General features: G+C 39.4%; 12 protein-coding genes and 2 pseudogenes. 5 read left to right on the top strand and 9 right to left on the bottom strand.

The features are described 5' to 3' along the window. Positions 1-382 precede the first annotated feature (382 nt). The 4 genes from accD (at position 383) to RE409_RS29920 (ending at position 4,625) form a co-directional block, all read left to right on the top strand. On the top strand, positions 383-1,216 hold the full coding sequence (gene accD / locus RE409_RS29935; RefSeq protein WP_397443458.1) for an acetyl-CoA carboxylase, carboxyltransferase subunit beta: 834 nt from the start codon (positions 383-385) through the stop codon (positions 1,214-1,216). Then, on the top strand, positions 1,213-2,166 hold the full coding sequence (locus RE409_RS29930) for an acetyl-CoA carboxylase carboxyltransferase subunit alpha (protein ID WP_201184537.1): 954 nt from the start codon (positions 1,213-1,215) through the stop codon (positions 2,164-2,166). Before accD ends, RE409_RS29930 begins: the two co-directional genes overlap by 4 nt. 975 nt (positions 2,167-3,141) lie before the next feature. Then, complete coding sequence (locus tag RE409_RS29925) at positions 3,142-3,894, top strand: NUDIX domain-containing protein (protein WP_201225699.1); 753 nt, start codon at positions 3,142-3,144, stop codon at positions 3,892-3,894. Between the two features lie 482 nt (positions 3,895-4,376). Continuing rightward, a complete protein-coding gene (locus RE409_RS29920; protein ID WP_201225700.1) occupies positions 4,377-4,625 on the top strand; it encodes a hypothetical protein in 249 nt (82 codons plus the stop codon). A gap of 119 nt (positions 4,626-4,744) precedes the next feature. Here RE409_RS29920 and RE409_RS29915 read toward each other — a convergent pair whose 3' ends face one another. The 7 genes from RE409_RS29915 to galU form a co-directional block, all read right to left on the bottom strand. Next, complete coding sequence (locus RE409_RS29915; protein ID WP_201225702.1) at positions 4,745-4,894, bottom strand: DUF1540 domain-containing protein; 150 nt, start codon at positions 4,892-4,894, stop codon at positions 4,745-4,747. 135 nt (positions 4,895-5,029) lie between these two features. After that, a complete protein-coding gene (locus RE409_RS29910; protein ID WP_201225813.1) occupies positions 5,030-6,037 on the bottom strand; it encodes an NAD-dependent epimerase in 1,008 nt (335 codons plus the stop codon). Between the two features lie 363 nt (positions 6,038-6,400). Further along, complete coding sequence (locus RE409_RS29905; RefSeq protein WP_207196617.1) at positions 6,401-6,556, bottom strand: hypothetical protein; 156 nt, start codon at positions 6,554-6,556, stop codon at positions 6,401-6,403. Positions 6,557-6,587: 31 nt separating this feature from the next. Continuing rightward, positions 6,588-7,769 carry a hypothetical protein gene (locus RE409_RS29900; protein WP_201225704.1) on the bottom strand — a complete coding sequence of 394 codons (1,182 nt, stop codon included), beginning with the start codon at positions 7,767-7,769 and terminating at the stop codon, positions 6,588-6,590. 2 nt (positions 7,770-7,771) lie between these two features. Next, positions 7,772-9,559 (bottom strand): glycosyltransferase, encoded by a 1,788-nt coding sequence (locus RE409_RS29895; RefSeq protein WP_309559642.1) that lies wholly within the window; start codon positions 9,557-9,559, stop codon positions 7,772-7,774. Positions 9,560-10,296: 737 nt separating this feature from the next. Continuing rightward, entirely contained in the window at positions 10,297-11,616 is a 1,320-nt protein-coding gene (locus RE409_RS29890; RefSeq protein WP_201225706.1) for a UDP-glucose dehydrogenase family protein, read from the bottom strand. A gap of 1 nt (position 11,617) precedes the next feature. Next, positions 11,618-12,523, bottom strand: coding sequence for a UTP--glucose-1-phosphate uridylyltransferase GalU (galU, locus tag RE409_RS29885; protein ID WP_056521356.1), 906 nt, complete (start codon positions 12,521-12,523; stop codon positions 11,618-11,620). Positions 12,524-12,873: 350 nt separating this feature from the next. Between galU and RE409_RS29880 the strand changes: the two are divergent. After that, positions 12,874-13,447: pseudogene (locus RE409_RS29880) on the top strand (DDE-type integrase/transposase/recombinase); the annotation flags it as partial. Positions 13,448-13,751: 304 nt separating this feature from the next. On the opposite strand, the gene RE409_RS30855 reads toward RE409_RS29880, so the two are convergent. Both RE409_RS30855 and RE409_RS29875 read right to left on the bottom strand, forming a co-directional pair. Next, entirely contained in the window at positions 13,752-14,144 is a 393-nt protein-coding gene (locus RE409_RS30855) for a hypothetical protein (RefSeq protein WP_397443459.1), read from the bottom strand. Between the two features lie 438 nt (positions 14,145-14,582). Beyond that, positions 14,583-16,751: pseudogene (locus tag RE409_RS29875) on the bottom strand (collagen-like triple helix repeat-containing protein); the annotation flags it as partial. Positions 16,752-17,104 lie beyond the last annotated feature (353 nt).

The following is a 17,104-nucleotide window of genomic DNA, read 5'->3' as shown; positions in this document are numbered from 1 at the left end:
CCGCTTACCGCCCTCATTAAAAGAAGATGCTTTTTTGCATATCGCATTTTTAATAATTAGAAACAAAAAGATAAGCAGAAGTCTTTTTTGCTTAATATACTCTGTTTTAATACAAGCCCATATAAATCCCGGCAATATAATCCTGTGTTTCGAATTCATTCACTTCTATCTATATCTTCCAGTAAAAATGCATGAATAAAGGAATAGAAAAATCATTATGAAGCACCATTCATAAAATCTTCATTCTCTATGAATGATTTTTGATTTTAAAGAAAGCAAAAAATCACGCTCCCTTATTTTATAGAATTGGGAGAGTAATTTGTAATACAGTGGTCTTACCACAGGAGGATTGATGAAGATGCATCCATTTAAGGGCGAAAAAATAGAATCGAACTCTTTTTTTGAAATAGACAAAAGTCTTACCCCCAACCCTTTTACTTGTATATCGTGTGGGGAAACTTATGATGAGTCTCTTATGAAAAAAGAATTGAATGTTTGTCCGAAGTGCCAATATCACTACCCCGTTACAGCTTATGACCGCATTTCAATGCTTACAGATAGTGGTTCTTTTTCGGAATTCAATAAAAGTTTAACTTCCGTTGATCCGTTGAACTTCCCTGAATATAAAGATAAATTAGTTTCGGATAAGAAAAAGACTGCATTAAATGATGCGGTTATTACTGGGGAAGCTTCCATAGGTGGCTATCCGGTTGTAATTGGTGTCATGGATTCTCGCTTCCGAATGGGTAGCATGGGTTCAGCAGTTGGTGAAAAAATTACAAGAGCCATTGAGGAATCATTAAAAACACGAAAACCCTTCATATTGTTTTCAGCAAGCGGTGGAGCCCGCATGCAAGAAGGAATTCTTAGTCTCATGCAGATGGCAAAAACGAGTGTTGCTTTAGAAAAACTAAACTACGAAAAAATTCTTTTCGTATCCGTTTTAACAAATCCTACAACGGGTGGCGTTTCTGCTAGTTTCGCTTCATTAGGCGATATCAATATTGCCGAACCACAAGCATTAATTGGCTTTGCAGGTAGGCGCATAATTGAACAGACTATAAGAGAAGAACTCCCGGAAAATTTTCAAACTTCTGAATTTTTATTAGAACATGGTCAACTAGATATGGTTGTAAATAGGAGTGAATTAAAACAATCATTAACAACCATTTTAAAAATCCATCATCTCAATTTCAGGGAGCGTCTTCAACAATGAATTTGAAAGTATTAAAAAAACTAGAAAACCATATTGCTGAACTAAAAGAGATGTCTACAAAGCATAATCTTAACCTTAGCGAAGTATTAAATAACCTTGAGCAAAAAGCCAATGAAATCAAAATTCATCTTAATGAGAATATGGGAGTTTGGGATAAAATTCAACTATCTAGAATTCAACAACGCCCAACTACTTTAGATTTTATCCATCATATTTTTGAAGATTTTATTGAACTTCATGGTGACAGACTTTATGGGGATGACCCTGCATTAGTTTCAGGAATAGCTACCTTCGAGGGAATGCCTATAACTGTATTAGGAAATCAAAAAGGTAAAAATACAAAAGATAATATCTATCGTCGTTTTGGCATGTCGCAACCTGAAGGCTACAGAAAAGCTTTAAGAATTATGCAACAAGCCAATAAGTTCAATCGACCCATCGTTACATTTATAAACACGGCTGGAGCCTTCCCAGGTCGTGAAGCCGAAGAACGTGGACAATCTGAAGCTATCGCCCGCAATCTACGTGAAATGGCGAGTTTTGGAGTACCTATCATCTGTTTTGTAATTGGTGAAGGTGGGAGTGGTGGTGCGTTGGCTTTAGGTATTGGCAATCGAATCTTCATGCTAGAAAATACATTTTATTCGGTTATTTCGCCTGAAGGAGCAGCTGCATTGTTATGGAAGGACGCCACACAAGCAAAACGAGCAGCCGAAGTTTTGAAAATTACTGCTAAGGACTTGATGGAACTAGGAGTGATTGATGAAATCATCAAAGAACCTGCTGGAGGAGCTCATATTGACCTCCCACTTCAATCACAATATATAAAAGAAACCTTACGAAAAGCATTGCAAGAACTTGGTCAATTTGATAAAGGAATTCTACGCCAACAACGTTTTGATAAGTTCCGCAAAATCGGTGAGTATATGGATGAAAATGAAAGGACATAAGGACATAAGAAAATAAACAATTATTTTCCAAAATGTTCATAGAACATTTGATATAGTCGATAGGCTTAACATCATCTTTTTTATTTTGTAATACAAAATGTTTGTGCCCATGTCCTTCCTCCCCCCTGTAGTCCTAAACTCAAGCACCCGTTAGCACTCCAGACAGCGCAAAAAGCAGCTCTACACCACACAGAACAAAAATGGATATAATTGGAATGTATTAATACTACGGCTGGCGAAGAAGGACGTCACACTTAATTTGTTATGATTGAATCTTTTTCACTTAATCAATCTACCAAACTCAATAGGCACTCAAAAGGGTCAGCACTTTTAAATTATGTTTTTCTGACTCTAGTTTTGTGCTCCTTTTTTTGATTTTGATCCGAATTTAATTTTCATGGAAGTTCATAAGAGAGAACTGTCCTTACGGTAAACCGTTTCTTTGCACCGATGTCTATATTTTTTTAAAAACAGATTAATTTAACTTTCTTTATTTTATTCGCTAACAGCTTTACCAACAATGCTGATAGGTTTTTAGGTTCTGAAAGTTCCGATTCCATTTCAAGATTATCCATCTACATTATTTGTGGCAATTTTATTTCGATTACAATATTAACTACTACAGCAGCTACATTCTGAAAAAATAAAAAGCGTTTGCATCTTTTAGCATCAGCTTTTTATTTTTTCGTTATCATTTAAATCAACTGTTACGCCAAAACCATAACAACATTACAGATCCAACTAATACCATAACTCCCAACACTCCAAAATAACCTCATTGCCAAGTATGTTCTGGCATATATTTAAAATTAATCCCTTAACTATATGGTTTATATGGTTGGCGAGGTAGGTCGAAGAACAATGGACCTTAGAGACCAACCGTTAGTCTGACTTCAACGATCATGGTGTAAAACGGACTTTCGCATTGGGTCTACATACTTCGAGCCGAAAATAAATATCGAATGGGGAGAAAACATGATATATCGAAGAGAAACATACAAAGTACCGCCTGAAAAAGTTAGTCTATTTGCCGGATTCTTTCATACCTATCTTTTGCCTAATCAGCTGAAAAATGGTGCGAAGTTAGTCGGCCGCTGGATTACGGAAAATAAAGATGAGATTATCACCTTATGGGAGTACCCAAGCTATGAAGAATATATGAAAATAGAAGAACGTGTGAAAAAGGATTTGATGCACAAAAAGGCGCAAACTCAGCTCAATAAATTAGGAAACCTCTACCTAGATAGCAAACAGGATTTTCTGGTACCGACAGGATCCTATCATGATCCAAGGCAAACAGTTACGGTGAGCGGCTATATTACGAATGAAAAAGGCGAAGCTTTGTTGGTTAAAACCTATTGGAGAGCTGACACATGGGAGTTGCCAGGCGGAGCAGTTGATGAAGGTGAGACACTAGACTCCGCCCTGCGCAGGGAGATTTTTGAAGAAACAGGGATTGAGGTAACCTTGCATGGGGTTTCAGGGGTGTATTCGAACGGAAATACCGTTTCTGTTGTATTCCTTGGCAAATACAGCGAAGGAGAGTTAAAAACCTCGACTGAAACAAAAGAAGCCGGTTTCTTTAAAATTAACTTATCAAACGCAGGAACATATGTTACTCGAGAAAAATATAAATCAAGGCTGAAGGATGCAATGACAGGGAAATGCATCCCATACGAGGCATTTAAGGTACGACCTTATAAATTAATAAGTAGGCTATATGATTGAAAAATTCAAATAAGCTACAGCGAAAAAGAAAATTGATGAAGAAGAATTCATGAAATCAAAGATGAAAGAAAAAGAAAAGCTCCTTCATGATTGAGGTTATGTTCCTGACTTGTTAATGGATAACAATAGTACTTTTTATAATATATAAGTAATTATGTTCTTCAATTAACTAAAAAAGGATGCTTATCGAATTTTGATAAGCTTAGAACTGCTACCTTAATAATTCTCAAAGAAAAAACAAACCTTAATTTATGTAAAATACATTCAAATATATCAATATAATATTTAACCCGTAGTTTCACAGTAAGTGTCAATTGGCGAGAAATGCGTTTCACGGTCTACGTGATGGTGCACAACATCGAGGAATGGAGATAGCGAATTCTATATAATTCAATCGGCCATTCAATCATCTCCTCATAAACTCCAATTATTTGCCATATATTTAGAACATTAAAGTGGTATATAGAGGGGATGAGTATATCATGCAAACAAAAGAAATGCGCTTACGTCGAATCCAACATCTAGCTCATGATATCATGGATGAGATGAATGCAAGGAAAGAGAAAAGACAGTTTGATACCTTAATACCAGTAATAGATAACCTAGCTCGGGCAATTGGCGATTTATCTGATCCATTAGGTGATTATTCGCTCGACTACATAGAAGAAAAAGTGGAAAATGCCCATTTCCTGCTATTTAATAACAAAAAAAAGATACAGTTTCATTCATAACTCTTCTTGGAATACCTTATCATAACCCAGATATAAAAATAAAAGTAATTCAAAAAATGCGAATGGAAATGATAGTTATTATCAATACTATAAATAGTAAAGGATAACCAAAATATTGGTTACCCTTTACAAAAATTAAATTTCTGGTTTAAATGTTTAGATGCTTGTTTACCCCTATGACTTACTACATAAATAGCATCAGCATTACATTTGTTTCCAGAACCCCAATAGGTACAGTTATCGACTTCACACAGAACATCTTGAGCCATAGTATCTCACCTCAACTTTGTTATCATTAACAAAGTTGAGGTGATTGATACGGGTGGTTTTATCCTTACTGACTGAAGTAGAGATTCCATCAATATTTTTTTCACTTCTTCACTTCTTCACTACTTCCTTTTTTCTTATTTCATATAGTACTTATTGTACCAATTTACAAACTGTGTTAAACCTTCTTCTACTGTTGTTGCAGGATAGAATCCCACATCAGCATGCAAATCGGAAATATCTGCATAGGTCTCCTTAACATCTCCTGGTTGCATTGGTAAGAATTCTATTCTTGCCTTTTTGCCAATTAGTTTCTCTAATGTATTAATAAAATCCATTAATTTTATGGGATTATTGTTACCAATGTTATAAATCTTGTAGGGGGCATAGCTAGAACTTGGATCAGGATTAGCTCTATCCCATGTTTCGTTATATATCGGTGGATTATCGAGTAATCGGATTATTCCCTCAACAATATCATCAATATAAGTAAAATCTCTTCTCATATCTCCATTATTAAAAACCCTTATTGTATTCTCTTCAATAATATTTCGAGTAAAAGAGTAATAAGCCATATCAGGTCTCCCCCAAGGACCATACACTGTAAAGAATCGGAGTCCTGTGGTTGGAATATTAAATAAATGACTATAAGTATGAGCCATTAATTCATTAGACTTTTTTGTGGCAGCATATAAACTTACTGGATGATCTACTGAGTCTTTAGTTGAGAAAGGGATGTTAGTATTAGCTCCATAAACAGAACTAGAAGATGCATAAATCAAGTGCTCTACATTATATTGTCGACATGCCTCTAAAATATTAACAAACCCAACTAGGTTGGAATTAACATAAGAATCTGGGTTGTCTATACTATAACGTACTCCCGCTTGAGCTGCTAAGTTGATGACTATCTGAATCGTTCTGTCTTTAAATATTTGATTTAATTTTTCTTTATTTGATATATCCATTTTATGGAATTCGAAATTAGGGTTTTCCTCTAATATCTTGAGACGATCGTTCTTTAAAAGAACATCATAATAACCATTAATATTATCTACACCTATAACATTGAAATCTTGAGCTAACAAACGTTTTGTTAGATGGAAACCAATAAAACCTGCCGCTCCCGTCACTAAAATTTTCATAGTATTAATTCCGATCCTTTCTATACAATAGGACTTTGACATTTTCTTGAACACTGAATAAGCTTTCGTATTCATACACTGATACTTTGAATCCTTTACGGCAACAGAGCAAAGGTCATTATCTTGGATATTAGACGAGGCAAACTCAGAAGTTTTCATTCCAACCCCTAGGGGATTGACTTTACAATTCATTCGTAATTCACCAATGACATGAAATCCTTTTTCGCTTCAAACCTCATGATTTTTTCACATTCATTTCTTGAAGATGGATAGTCCTGAATTAATTCAAGTGCCTAGTCTTTTTTGCTTTTGAAAGGGATTGTTGGGGCAATGCTCTTTTAAATTAGGGAAGAAAATAGTGAATCAATAGTCATCTGTCACTGCATGTGCAGTATCGAAACAGCGAGAACCATATACTTTTCCTAATTGATGAGGGAATGAAAAACAAGGTTTTCCATTTTGGAAATAATGAGGAACATGTGTCACCTTGCTTTTCACCAGGTTTTTTAATTTTCTCATCATAAAAAGTTCAAGCGTTGCCTAACTATGACTATAGAAGCGTATTATCATTTTCATCTAATGGTATTGGTGTTTTTGTCCATTCAGCATGCGTATCAGGATCTATCGCTTGCACTTGTTCTAGAAAAGAATCTAAAAAATTTCTTTCTCGCAGGTCTTTAAATAACTCCAGAGGTCTTTTTTGTTCACGTGAAAACGAGTACACATGATCGACTAATTTAAAACCATTATTGGTTATAATAATATGCCTTATTGGGGCATCAATTTGTTTGAAACCTGATTTTTCCATTGTTTTCAATATATAGAGTAATCGTCTTGTTATATCCTCAGAAAGTACAGATTGTTTTTTTAGAAACGTATTTAAATCTGGCCCTAATAGATATTCCATTACAATATAATTTGGTCCTGTTTCAAAGACTTTCGGGATAAAAGGCAAGTCTTGACTTGATAAGAGAACCTTTTTTTCCTGATTTGCATGTTCAGTTTTCCCGTAAAGTTTTACGCATTTGTCTTCAGACACTCGATAAACAGCACCTTGATGCCCTTTTCCAATTAGTGTTTGTGTAATAGCACTATCCACTTTTACTCCACTCCCTGACCCTCCAGAAAGGACGGTAATATTTCTAAAGTCCAAACTATTTTGATTGAAATAATTCTCCCACTCATTGAAAGTGTCCGGTTCAAGCATTTTCACTTGGGCTAAGAACGAGTCCTTTAATAGGATTATTTTTAAATCTCTTAATAATTTTAATGGTACAGGGTGCATTCTTTTGAAGGAATTTACATGGTCAATCACCTTAAGTTCCTCATTACCAACGACAAAAATATGGCGTAGAGGGGCATCTATCATGGTGAATTTTGCTTGTTTTAATTCCTTTAAGATATAGAGAAGTTTCTTTACTATATAATCAGGGATATACGTACAATTTCTAAGGTATTCTTTTAAGGTTGGGGCATTAAAATATTCCATGACTATATAGTTTGATCCTGTATCATATACCACAGGCATAAAGGGTAAATGTTGTCCTGCTTTAAGGGCTTCTTCCTCCATTTTCGCTTGTACCGGATCTGAATAGATTTTCACACATTTATCTTCAGAGAGTTTAAACACTGCACCTTGAGCACCCATTCCTATCAGCGAATAGGTAGTGGGATTGTGAATTTCTAAAGATTTTTCACCTTTGGTTACCGTAATAGTTTTAAAATCCTCCATGATTATCCTCCTGACTGCCTATCTTTAGCCTGCTGTTGAAGCTGCTGAATATAATTAAGGGCTTTTTTGACTTTTTCGGCTTTTTGAGCCTTTTTTTCTTTTTTACGAGATGCTACTGTTTCATCATCATCTTTAGACTGCTGCTGAATTTTATTAAGGGCTTTTTTGCCTTTTTTATTAGATGCTACTAGTTTATCTTTTTCTTTTTCTTTTTCTTTTTCTTTTTCTTTAGTCTGCTGTTGAAGCTGCTGAATATAATTAAGGGCTTTTTTGTCTTTTTCGGCCTTTTGAGCCTTTTTTTCTTTTTTACGAGATGCTACTGTTTCATCATCTTTAGCCTGCTTTTGATTTTTAGCATTTTTGTCTTTTTTATTAGATGCTACTAGTTCATCTTTATCTTTATCTTTAGTCTGCTGTTGAAGCTGCTGAATATAACTAAGGGCTTTTTTATCTTTTTTGTCTTTTTTATTAGATGCTACTAGTTTATCTTTATCTTTATCTTTATCTTTATCTTTATCTTTAGTCTGCTGTTGAAGCTGTTGAATATAACTAAGGGCTTTTTTTACTTTTTCGGCTTTTTTATCTTTTTTACTAGGCTCTATTGATTGCTCATCATACTTAACTTGCTTTTGAGCCTGTTTAGTATTCTTAAGGGTTTTTTTATCTTTTTTATCTTTTTTATTCTTTTTATCCTTTTTGTCAGGTGTTACTGAATTTTGTTCACCTTTTTTATAAGGAGCTACAAGTTCATCATAAAATTCAGCTTGTTGTTGAAGCTGTTGGACAAGGTTAAAGTTTTGCTCGATTTTTTGACGAGCCGCTACTGTATATGTTTCCCACAGCTCTCTGTTAGTTAGCATAAATTCAAGAGCCTCTGCAAGTTCATCTACATTGTTTTCTTGTACTAAAACTCCCTCTTTGTTATTTGTTATTAATTCAGGGATGCCGGCATGATTGGTCGAGATCACTGGTACCCCAATCGCCATAGCTTCTTTTAATGTATTAGGTATACCTTCTACATCTCCATCGGCAGCCACTAAGCTAGCTGCGCAAAATATATCTGCATTGGTCATTTGTTCTCGTACTTGATCTTTAGGGAGATGATTTAATAATCGAAAAGAATCTCCTAAATTAAGTTGATTTGCCAAAGACTTGATCTGTTCTTCAAGCTCCCCTCTGCCGATAATCGTCAAGGTGGCATTTGGAAATTTACCTCTGATTTTTTGAAAAGCTTGCATTAAGATGTGGTGCCCTTTTTTTTCCACCAACCTTCCGATGGATAAAATGTTTTGAGAGCCCTCTTTATGTGGAGTTCGGTAATTGTATTGGTTAAGGTCAACCCCGCCATATAACACTCTGATCTTTTCTGGAGGACAGCCCCAAGCAATTAATCTATCAGCTAAATATTGACAAACTGGAAAAAAACGCTCACCTTTCTCAAAAAGCATTTTCATGTTCTCAAGATAGCCAATAGGCTGATTAGCCAGGGTTGCATCCCTGCCTCGGATACTTGTTACCAACGGAAGGTTTGTTTCCTCTTTAAAAGGAAGTAATAACATCCCTAATTGACCATGGTGAGCGTGTAAGAGGGAAATATTATTTCTTTCCACATATTCTTTTGGAGAGAAAATTTCATTGAGATAATGAACCTTCTCATTCAGAAGGGAAAGGTCTATCATATACTTAGGTTGTCGTACCATATGAATATAATCATAATCAGGAACTTCTCGAATCTGTGAGATATATTGGGTCGGGTCAACTCTTAAATTCAAATGCATAGCAGTGTGCAAGTAAATGTTCTCCTTTCAAGCATAGTAAGCAAATTTTCTGGTCCTTTTCAAGTATATTATGTACGACTATATAGGTACGCATGGACTAAATGGAATCGAATTTCCTTGGAATCGTTTAAAAGTGAGATAGCAGTTGTTGAAGATTCATTAGCTATAGCTGGCGCTCATAACATTCGGTAACGCTAATGGCAGTGAGTATGTGTAGCATAATACAAAGAGGATTGAAGTAAGTGATTTGACATAATGTTAATTAAAAGACAAATGATGAAAATAATTCAACATGCTAATAGTTGATATTAATCTATGGCTTTAATGGCCGGAGAAGAATGATTAATAGACTATCAGGACCAGAAACATAACAAAACGAGTATGCCTGACAAAAGAAAAAAAATTTAATAAAAATATATGATAGACTCGTGGACTCTCTATGTATTTCCATTGTTTAGGTAATACTAATGAGAGTAAACTAAATAGAGGGTCTTTTTATTGGAGTTATTGTATTCCTCTATGTTTCTCAAATACCAAGCAAATCGACACAAAGAAATGACGGTCACTTAGCGATTATAATTCGCTTTATATCTTCAAAGATAATTACTTCTATTTTAAGAAATACAAAAAAGCACCTAAGAACTATCAAAGGTGCTGCTTCGCCGGTTTGCCCGCCTATAGAATAGTTTATACTACGGCTTTAAAAAATCATTTTAGAATTAATGAAGATGTTAGAAAATGTTGATCATTTAAGTCATTCCAATTATTATTGATGGTCTTCCTATTGGATAATATTCAATTTTCTTACAAGCTCTGATTCGTTCTTCCCCAAAACAATTTCTTCCATCAAAAACAATCGGTTGTTTCATTATATTCATCAATGCCTCAAGATTTAAATGTCTAAACTCATTCCATTCTGTGACAATAAATACTGCGTCCGCATCCAATGCCGCTTCGTGGGCTGAGCTTGCATACCTAATTGTATCCCTTAATATTTTCTTGGCATTATCTATTGCAACGGGATCATAAGCTACCACTTCTGCTCCCAGTTTGGCTAATGAACGCGCAATTTTGATTGATGGCGCTTCCCTCATATCGTCAGTCTCAGGCTTGAAAGCAAGACCAAGCATCGCAACCTTTTTTCCTTTTAATTCTCCAAAACGTTTTATAGCTTTCGTTACAAGGAGTTCTTGCTGGAAATCGTTAATCGCTACTGTTTCTTTCAACAGGGAGAACTGTATTCCATGCAAATTGGCCGTATGAAGCAAAGCTTTAACATCCTTAGGAAAACAAGATCCTCCATAACCAATACCGGGTTGTAAAAAGGATTCTCCAATCCTTTTATCTTTTCCCATTCCCTTTGCTACATCTTCAACATCTGCTCCTACTACCCCGCATAAATTGGCAACCTCATTGATAAAGCTAATCTTAGTCGCCAAAAAGGCATTAGAAGCATACTTAATCATTTCCGCACTTTTAATACTTGTTAATACAAATGGTGCATTCAACGGACGATACATTTCTTGTACTTTCATTGCCGCCTCTTCATTTTCAAAACCGATAATGATTCGATCTGGTTGCATCGTATCCATAATGGCAGACCCTTGTCTTAAGAATTCAGGGTTTGAAACCATTTCAAGGGTGACCCTTTCGTTACATTGATCTTCCATAATTTTTTTAATAAATTCATTCGTACCAACAGGCACTGTACTCTTTAAGACGACCACAGCACTCTGTACTAAATGGGCAGCAATATCCTTCGCCGCTTGCTCAAGATACGATAAATCTGCTCCCCCGTCATCCCTTTGCGGTGTTCCTACAGCAATAATAATAATCTCAGCACCAATTAATGCCTCTCGATGAGAAGTTGTAAATAGCAGTCTACCCGCTGCAGCATTTTGAACAAGCAAAGTCTCCAGACCCGGTTCATATATTGGAGAAATCCCTTGACGTAGACTTTTAATTTTCTGTTCATCTGTATCGATACAAATGACACTATGCCCTATTTCTGACAAACAAACACCAGTGGACAGCCCGACATAACCTGTACCTAAAACAGCTATTTTCATATTATTCAAGCTCTCTCTTTATAATCTGAAGGTTTTCTTTCTTATTTACATGACTTAAATAGGAAAGTACCTCATCTCTTATATCATCCCTTTGCAAGGCAAAGTCTATTGTTGCCTTAATAAATCCAACTTTATCACCAATATCATATCGGTTTCCCTCAAAGTTATATGCTAATACGGCCTGCTGCTTATTTAGCTCATTTATGGCATCTGTTAGCTGTAATTCATTACCATGTCCAATTGGAAGCTTTGCTAGTGTTTCAAAAATCTCAGGTCTTAAAACATAACGCCCCATAATCGCATATCTGGAAGGAGCCTCTTCCCTTTTGGGTTTTTCCACCAAAGAATCGATATGGAAAAGGTTAGGCTCAATCATTGTCCCTTTTGGCTTAATAATTCCATATTTACTGACATCCTTTTCCGGTACATTCTGAACAGCTACAACGGAGCTGTTACAATACTCGAAAACACTGATGATTTGTTTCAGACAAGGTGTTTCAGACATAACGATGTCATCTCCTAATAAAACAGCAAAAGGTTCATTTCCAATGAAGCTTTTCGCGCAGAGAATTGCATGTCCTAGCCCCTTCGGTTCCTTTTGGCGGACATAATAGATATTTGCCAAACTAGATATTTTCTGAACTTCCTCTAAAACATCTAGCTGATTTTTTCTTAAAAGTGCATCTTCCAACTCATAGGATTTATCAAAATGATCCTCTATTGATCTTTTTCCTCTACCGATTATGATAATAATTTCCTCTATACCCGAAGCTACTGCTTCTTCTACAATATATTGAATCGTTGGTTTATCAACAATCGGCAGCATTTCCTTAGCCTGGGCTTTTGTTGCAGGCAAAAATCGAGTCCCGAGGCCTGCGGCCGGAATAATGGCCTTTCGGATTTTCATAAGCTGCCTCCCTTTTGTCATTCATTAATCCTTTATATGCAAAAGGACAACTTCCGGCCTAGTTATTAGCCCTAGTAAGCTCATTTTTATTTAACGGGGTCTACCAGCTAAACATGAAATAATCCCAAAATAGCCGTGGCCGAGCCTTGCAATCTGTTGGTTACTTACGTGCCAAATTAAAAAATCCATTACACTTTTTATGCAATTGAGTTATCCATGGATTTAGTGTAATGGTCTATACGTATTTGGATAAACTTCTGTGTGAGCTTTTTGGCGGTTCAGCAGCCTAGTAAGGTCTTCCTTTTTTCCTTCTTTGAAAAACTCCAACTGTCAGGAATGTTGTTGATAATGAATACAAGATTGTTTGTCCAATTAGAAGAACCAACCCTAATCAGAAGACGTTGAAAGCCACTCAAGAACACACACCGTTCTGCCGACCTTATTAAACCGAGAGTTTAAACAAGCAATTCCAGGAAAAGTATTACTTACTGATATTACATATTTATATTATGACAATGGACAGAAGGCTTATTTATTTATCCACGATTAAAGATAGTTCAACGAATGAAATACTTTAAATACTTGCCTATAATGTGTCTAGTCGAATGACATTAGATTTAGCTACAGATACATTAGTAAATTTAATGAAGAATAAACGAGTAAAGTTTGCGGAAGGGGCCTATAATCACTCTGGTCAAGGAGTACACTATACTAGTCCCACATTTCAGAAACACGTAAAAAAACTAGGAATTATGCAATAAATGTAAAAAAGAGGAACTGTTGGATAACACTCTAATAGATTCCTTTTTTGGTCATTTCTAAGATGAAGCCTATATTAAACCTTGTAATACTATAAATGTACATAAAATGAAAATAAGAAGTTATATGACGTATTATAACTAGTTTAGATACCAATGGAATTAAAAAAAGATGCCCCCTGTAGAATACACAGAAATCATCTTCTTAATGTGGCCTAACCTTTTTTTAATGTCCTTTACAAAGGGTACATTTTAAATATCTGCTTGACCTTTTTATAGTACGAAGCACCCATTATTAAAAAAATTGAGGATTCTTAAAAATAGCAATCAGACTAATCCATATCTTTTATCATTTTAATCACAGGTTTAATTTTTTAAATTGAGAGTACCATGTTTTTAATTGGGCTAAATGCTACTACCAAACCAGCCAACAGGTTTGATACAGAATGTCATATTAATTATTTTTCCGTCTATCCGAGTCGCGTGATAACAAGGTGTGCTGAAACAGGCCTTGCTCCTCCAGCCAAAGGAGTGATGGTAAGCGCCGGGGTATTGCCAGCAGGATTTCGTACAGTGAGTATTGAGTTGATCACTGTCGTTTGCACAAGAGCCATTCCTACTATCTGAGTAGTACCGGTTGCTCGCCCGACCACCGTATAGGCTAGGTCAGCACCATTGAGAGTTAGAATCAGTTGGCCCGCTTCGGTCACACTCACCTGAAACAGGACCTGATAAAAGCCAATTTCTAATAAGTTAAATGTACTAGGACCAGTACGGGAAATAGCAGCCCCACTAGTAGGTCCATCTTGCGGAAAGCTTACGTCTGTACCGGCAGCAACTGTTGCTGCATTATCAGGAGGCATCAACGCAAAAAAATCTGCAAAGGCTAATACTCCACCTTGTGGACCTTGAACGCCTTGTGGTCCTTGAGTACCTTGTGGGCCTTGAACGCCTTGTGGACCTTGAGCACCTTGTGGACCTTGAGCACCTTGCGGGCCTTGAACGCCTTGTGGACCTTGAACGCCTTGTGGTCCTTGAGCACCTTGAGCACCTTGTGGGCCTTGAACGCCCTGCGGGCCTTGAGCACCTTGTGGACCTTGAACGCCTTGTGGTCCTTGAGCACCTTGTGGCCCTTGATCGCCCTGCGGGCCTCGAGCACCTTGCGGGCCTTGAACACCTTGTGGGCCTTGAACGCCTTGCGGGCCTTGATCCCCTTGCGGGCCTTGAACACCTTGCGGGCCTTGATCCCCTTGTGGGCCTTGAACGCCCTGCGGGCCTTGAGTGCCTTGCGGGCCTTGATCCCCTTGTGGGCCTTGAACGCCCTGCGGGCCTTGAGCACCTTGCGGGCCTTGATCCCCTTGTGGGCCTTGAACGCCCTGCGGGCCTTGAGTGCCTTGCGGACCTTGAACACCTTGCGGGCCTTGATCCCCTTGCGGGCCTTGAACCCCTTGTGGGCCTTGAACGCCCTGCGAGCCTTGATCCCCTTGTGGGCCTTGAACGCCCTGCGGTCCTTGAGCACCTTGTGGGCCTTGAGCACCTTGTGGCCCTTGAACGCCCTGCGGTCCTTGAGCACCTTGAGGGCCTTGAACGCCTTGGTCCCCTTGAGCACCACTAGCACCTTGTGGTCCTTGGTCCCCTTGAGTACCTTGTGGTCCTTGAACGCCTTGCGGGCCTTGAGCACCTTGAGGGCCTTGAACGCCTTGCGAGCCTTGATCCCCTTGTGGGCCTTGAACGCCTTGCGGGCCTTGAGCACCTTGCGGGCCTTGAGCACCTTGAGGGCCTTGAACGCCTTGCGAGCCTTGATCCCCTTGTGGGCCTTGAACGCCCTGCGGTCCTTGAGCACCTTGTGGGCCTTGAACGCCCTGCGGTCCTTGAGCACCTTGCGGGCCTTGATCCCCTTGTGGGCCTTGAACACCCTGCGGGCCTTGAGCACCTTGTGGCCCTTGAGCACCTTGCGGTCCTTGAACGCCCTGAGGGCCTTGAACGCCTTGTGGTCCTTGAGGTCCTTGTGTACCTTGCGCACCAATAGCACCTTGTGGGCCTTGGTCCCCTTGAGCACCACTAGCACCTTGTGGGCCTTGAGTACCCTGCGCACCAATAGCACCTTGCGGGCCTTGGCCCCCTTGAACACCAGTAGCACCTTGTGGGCCTTGGTCTCCTTGAGCACCAGTAGCACCTTGCGGGCCTTGGTCCCCTTGAACACCAGTACCACCTTGTGGGCCTTGGTCTCCTTGAGCACCAGTAGCACCTTGTGGGCCTTGGTCCCCTTGAACACCAGTACCACCTTGTGGGCCTTGAGTACCCTGCGCACCACTAGCACCTTGCGGGCCTTGGTCCCCTTGAACACCAGTAGCACCTTGTGGGCCTTGGTCTCCTTGAGCACCACTAGCACCTTGTGGGCCTTGGTCCCCTTGAACACCAGTACCACCTTGTGGTCCTTGAGGTCCTTGTGTACCTTGCGCACCAATAGCACCTTGTGGGCCTTGGTCCCCTTGAGCACCACTAGCACCTTGTGGGCCTTGAGTACCCTGCGCACCACTAGCACCTTGCGGGCCTTGGTCCCCTTGAACACCAGTAGCACCTTGTGGGCCTTGGTCTCCTTGAGCACCACTAGCACCTTGTGGGCCTTGGTCCCCTTGAGCACCACTAGCACCTTGTGGGCCTTGAGCACCTTGTGGCCCTTGAACGCCCTGCGGTCCTTGAGCACCTTGCGGGCCTTGAGCACCTTGTGGTCCTTGAACGCCTTGAGGGCCTTGAGCACCTTGTGGCCCTTGAGCACCTTGCGGTCCTTGAACGCCTTGCGGGCCTTGATCCCCTTGTGGTCCTTGAACGCCCTGTGGGCCTTGAGCACCTTGAGGGCCTTGAACGCCCTGTGGTCCTTGAGCACCTTGAGGGCCTTGAACGCCTTGTGAGCCTTGAACGCCTTGTGGTCCTTGAGCACCTTGAGGGCCTTGAACGCCTTGTGGTCCTTGGTCCCCTTGAGCACCACTAGCACCTTGTGGTCCTTGGTCTCCTTGAGCACCAGTAGCACCTTGTGGTCCTTGGTCCCCTTGAACACCAGTAGCACCTTGTGGGCCTTGGTCTCCTTGAGCACCAGTAGCACCTTGTGGGCCTTGGTCCCCTTGAACACCAGTAGCACCTTGTGGGCCTTGGTCTCCTTGAGCACCAGTAGCACCTTGTGGGCCTTGGTCCCCTTGAACACCAGTAGCACCTTGTGGGCCTTGGTCTCCTTGAGCACCAGTAGCACCTTGTGGTCCTTGGTCCCCTTGAACACCTTGTGGCCCCTGAGAGCCTTGAACTCCTTGAGGGCCTTGAACTCCTTGTGGCCCCTGAGAGCCTTGAACTCCTTGAGGGCCTTGAACTCCTTGTGGCCCCTGAGAACCTTGAACTCCTTGAGGGCCTTGAACTCCTTGAGATCCCTGAGGTCCTTGAGCCCCTTTAGAGCCTTGAGTACCCTGATTACCATTAGCAGGTACGCTTACATTCACTTCAACGTTTTGCTCTACCTTTTGTTCTTTTTTAGATTCGCATTTGCATTGACTATGTCCACAATCCAAACATTTACTATGTCCGCAATCTTTACATTTTTTATCTTTTTTATCCTTACCCAATTTTATCCTCCTTTCTATCAGACATTACTGTATCCTATGAATATAAAATTAAATTTGGAAGTGGTGAACACCTGATATATATGTAGGGAATTTGAACGAACTCGCTTAGGCCCATAAGTTTGTTCCACTATGTGATATTTCACTGCCTTTTGGATGTCTCTTCCATGTTTTTCCTTTAAAGTTATCGATTGTAAAATTTTAGCATCCCATAG

This window comes from Peribacillus sp. R9-11 (genome assembly GCF_031345095.1).
GTDB lineage: Bacteria > Bacillota > Bacilli > Bacillales > DSM-1321 > Peribacillus > Peribacillus butanolivorans.
Note: the sequence above shows the minus strand (reverse complement) of the source record. Positions and strands in the feature narration are given on the sequence as shown.

Bases quoted from the DNA above. Each gene is read 5' to 3' on its own strand.
- RE409_RS29930 (WP_201184537.1), top strand. From the start codon at position 1,213: ATGAATTTGAAAGTATTAAAAAAACTAGAAAACCATATTGCTGAACTA.
- RE409_RS29925 (WP_201225699.1), top strand. From the start codon at position 3,142: ATGATATATCGAAGAGAAACATACAAAGTACCGCCTGAAAAAGTTAGT.
- RE409_RS29920 (WP_201225700.1), top strand. From the start codon at position 4,377: ATGCAAACAAAAGAAATGCGCTTACGTCGAATCCAACATCTAGCTCAT.
- RE409_RS29915 (WP_201225702.1), bottom strand. From the start codon at position 4,894: ATGGCTCAAGATGTTCTGTGTGAAGTCGATAACTGTACCTATTGGGGT.
- RE409_RS29910 (WP_201225813.1), bottom strand. From the start codon at position 6,037: ATGAAAATTTTAGTGACGGGAGCGGCAGGTTTTATTGGTTTCCATCTA.
- RE409_RS29905 (WP_207196617.1), bottom strand. From the start codon at position 6,556: ATGAGAAAATTAAAAAACCTGGTGAAAAGCAAGGTGACACATGTTCCT.
- RE409_RS29900 (WP_201225704.1), bottom strand. From the start codon at position 7,769: ATGGAGGATTTTAAAACTATTACGGTAACCAAAGGTGAAAAATCTTTA.
- RE409_RS29890 (WP_201225706.1), bottom strand. From the start codon at position 11,616: ATGAAAATAGCTGTTTTAGGTACAGGTTATGTCGGGCTGTCCACTGGT.
- galU (WP_056521356.1), bottom strand. From the start codon at position 12,523: ATGAAAATCCGAAAGGCCATTATTCCGGCCGCAGGCCTCGGGACTCGA.
- RE409_RS30855 (WP_397443459.1), bottom strand. From the start codon at position 14,144: ATGCCTCCTGATAATGCAGCAACAGTTGCTGCCGGTACAGACGTAAGC.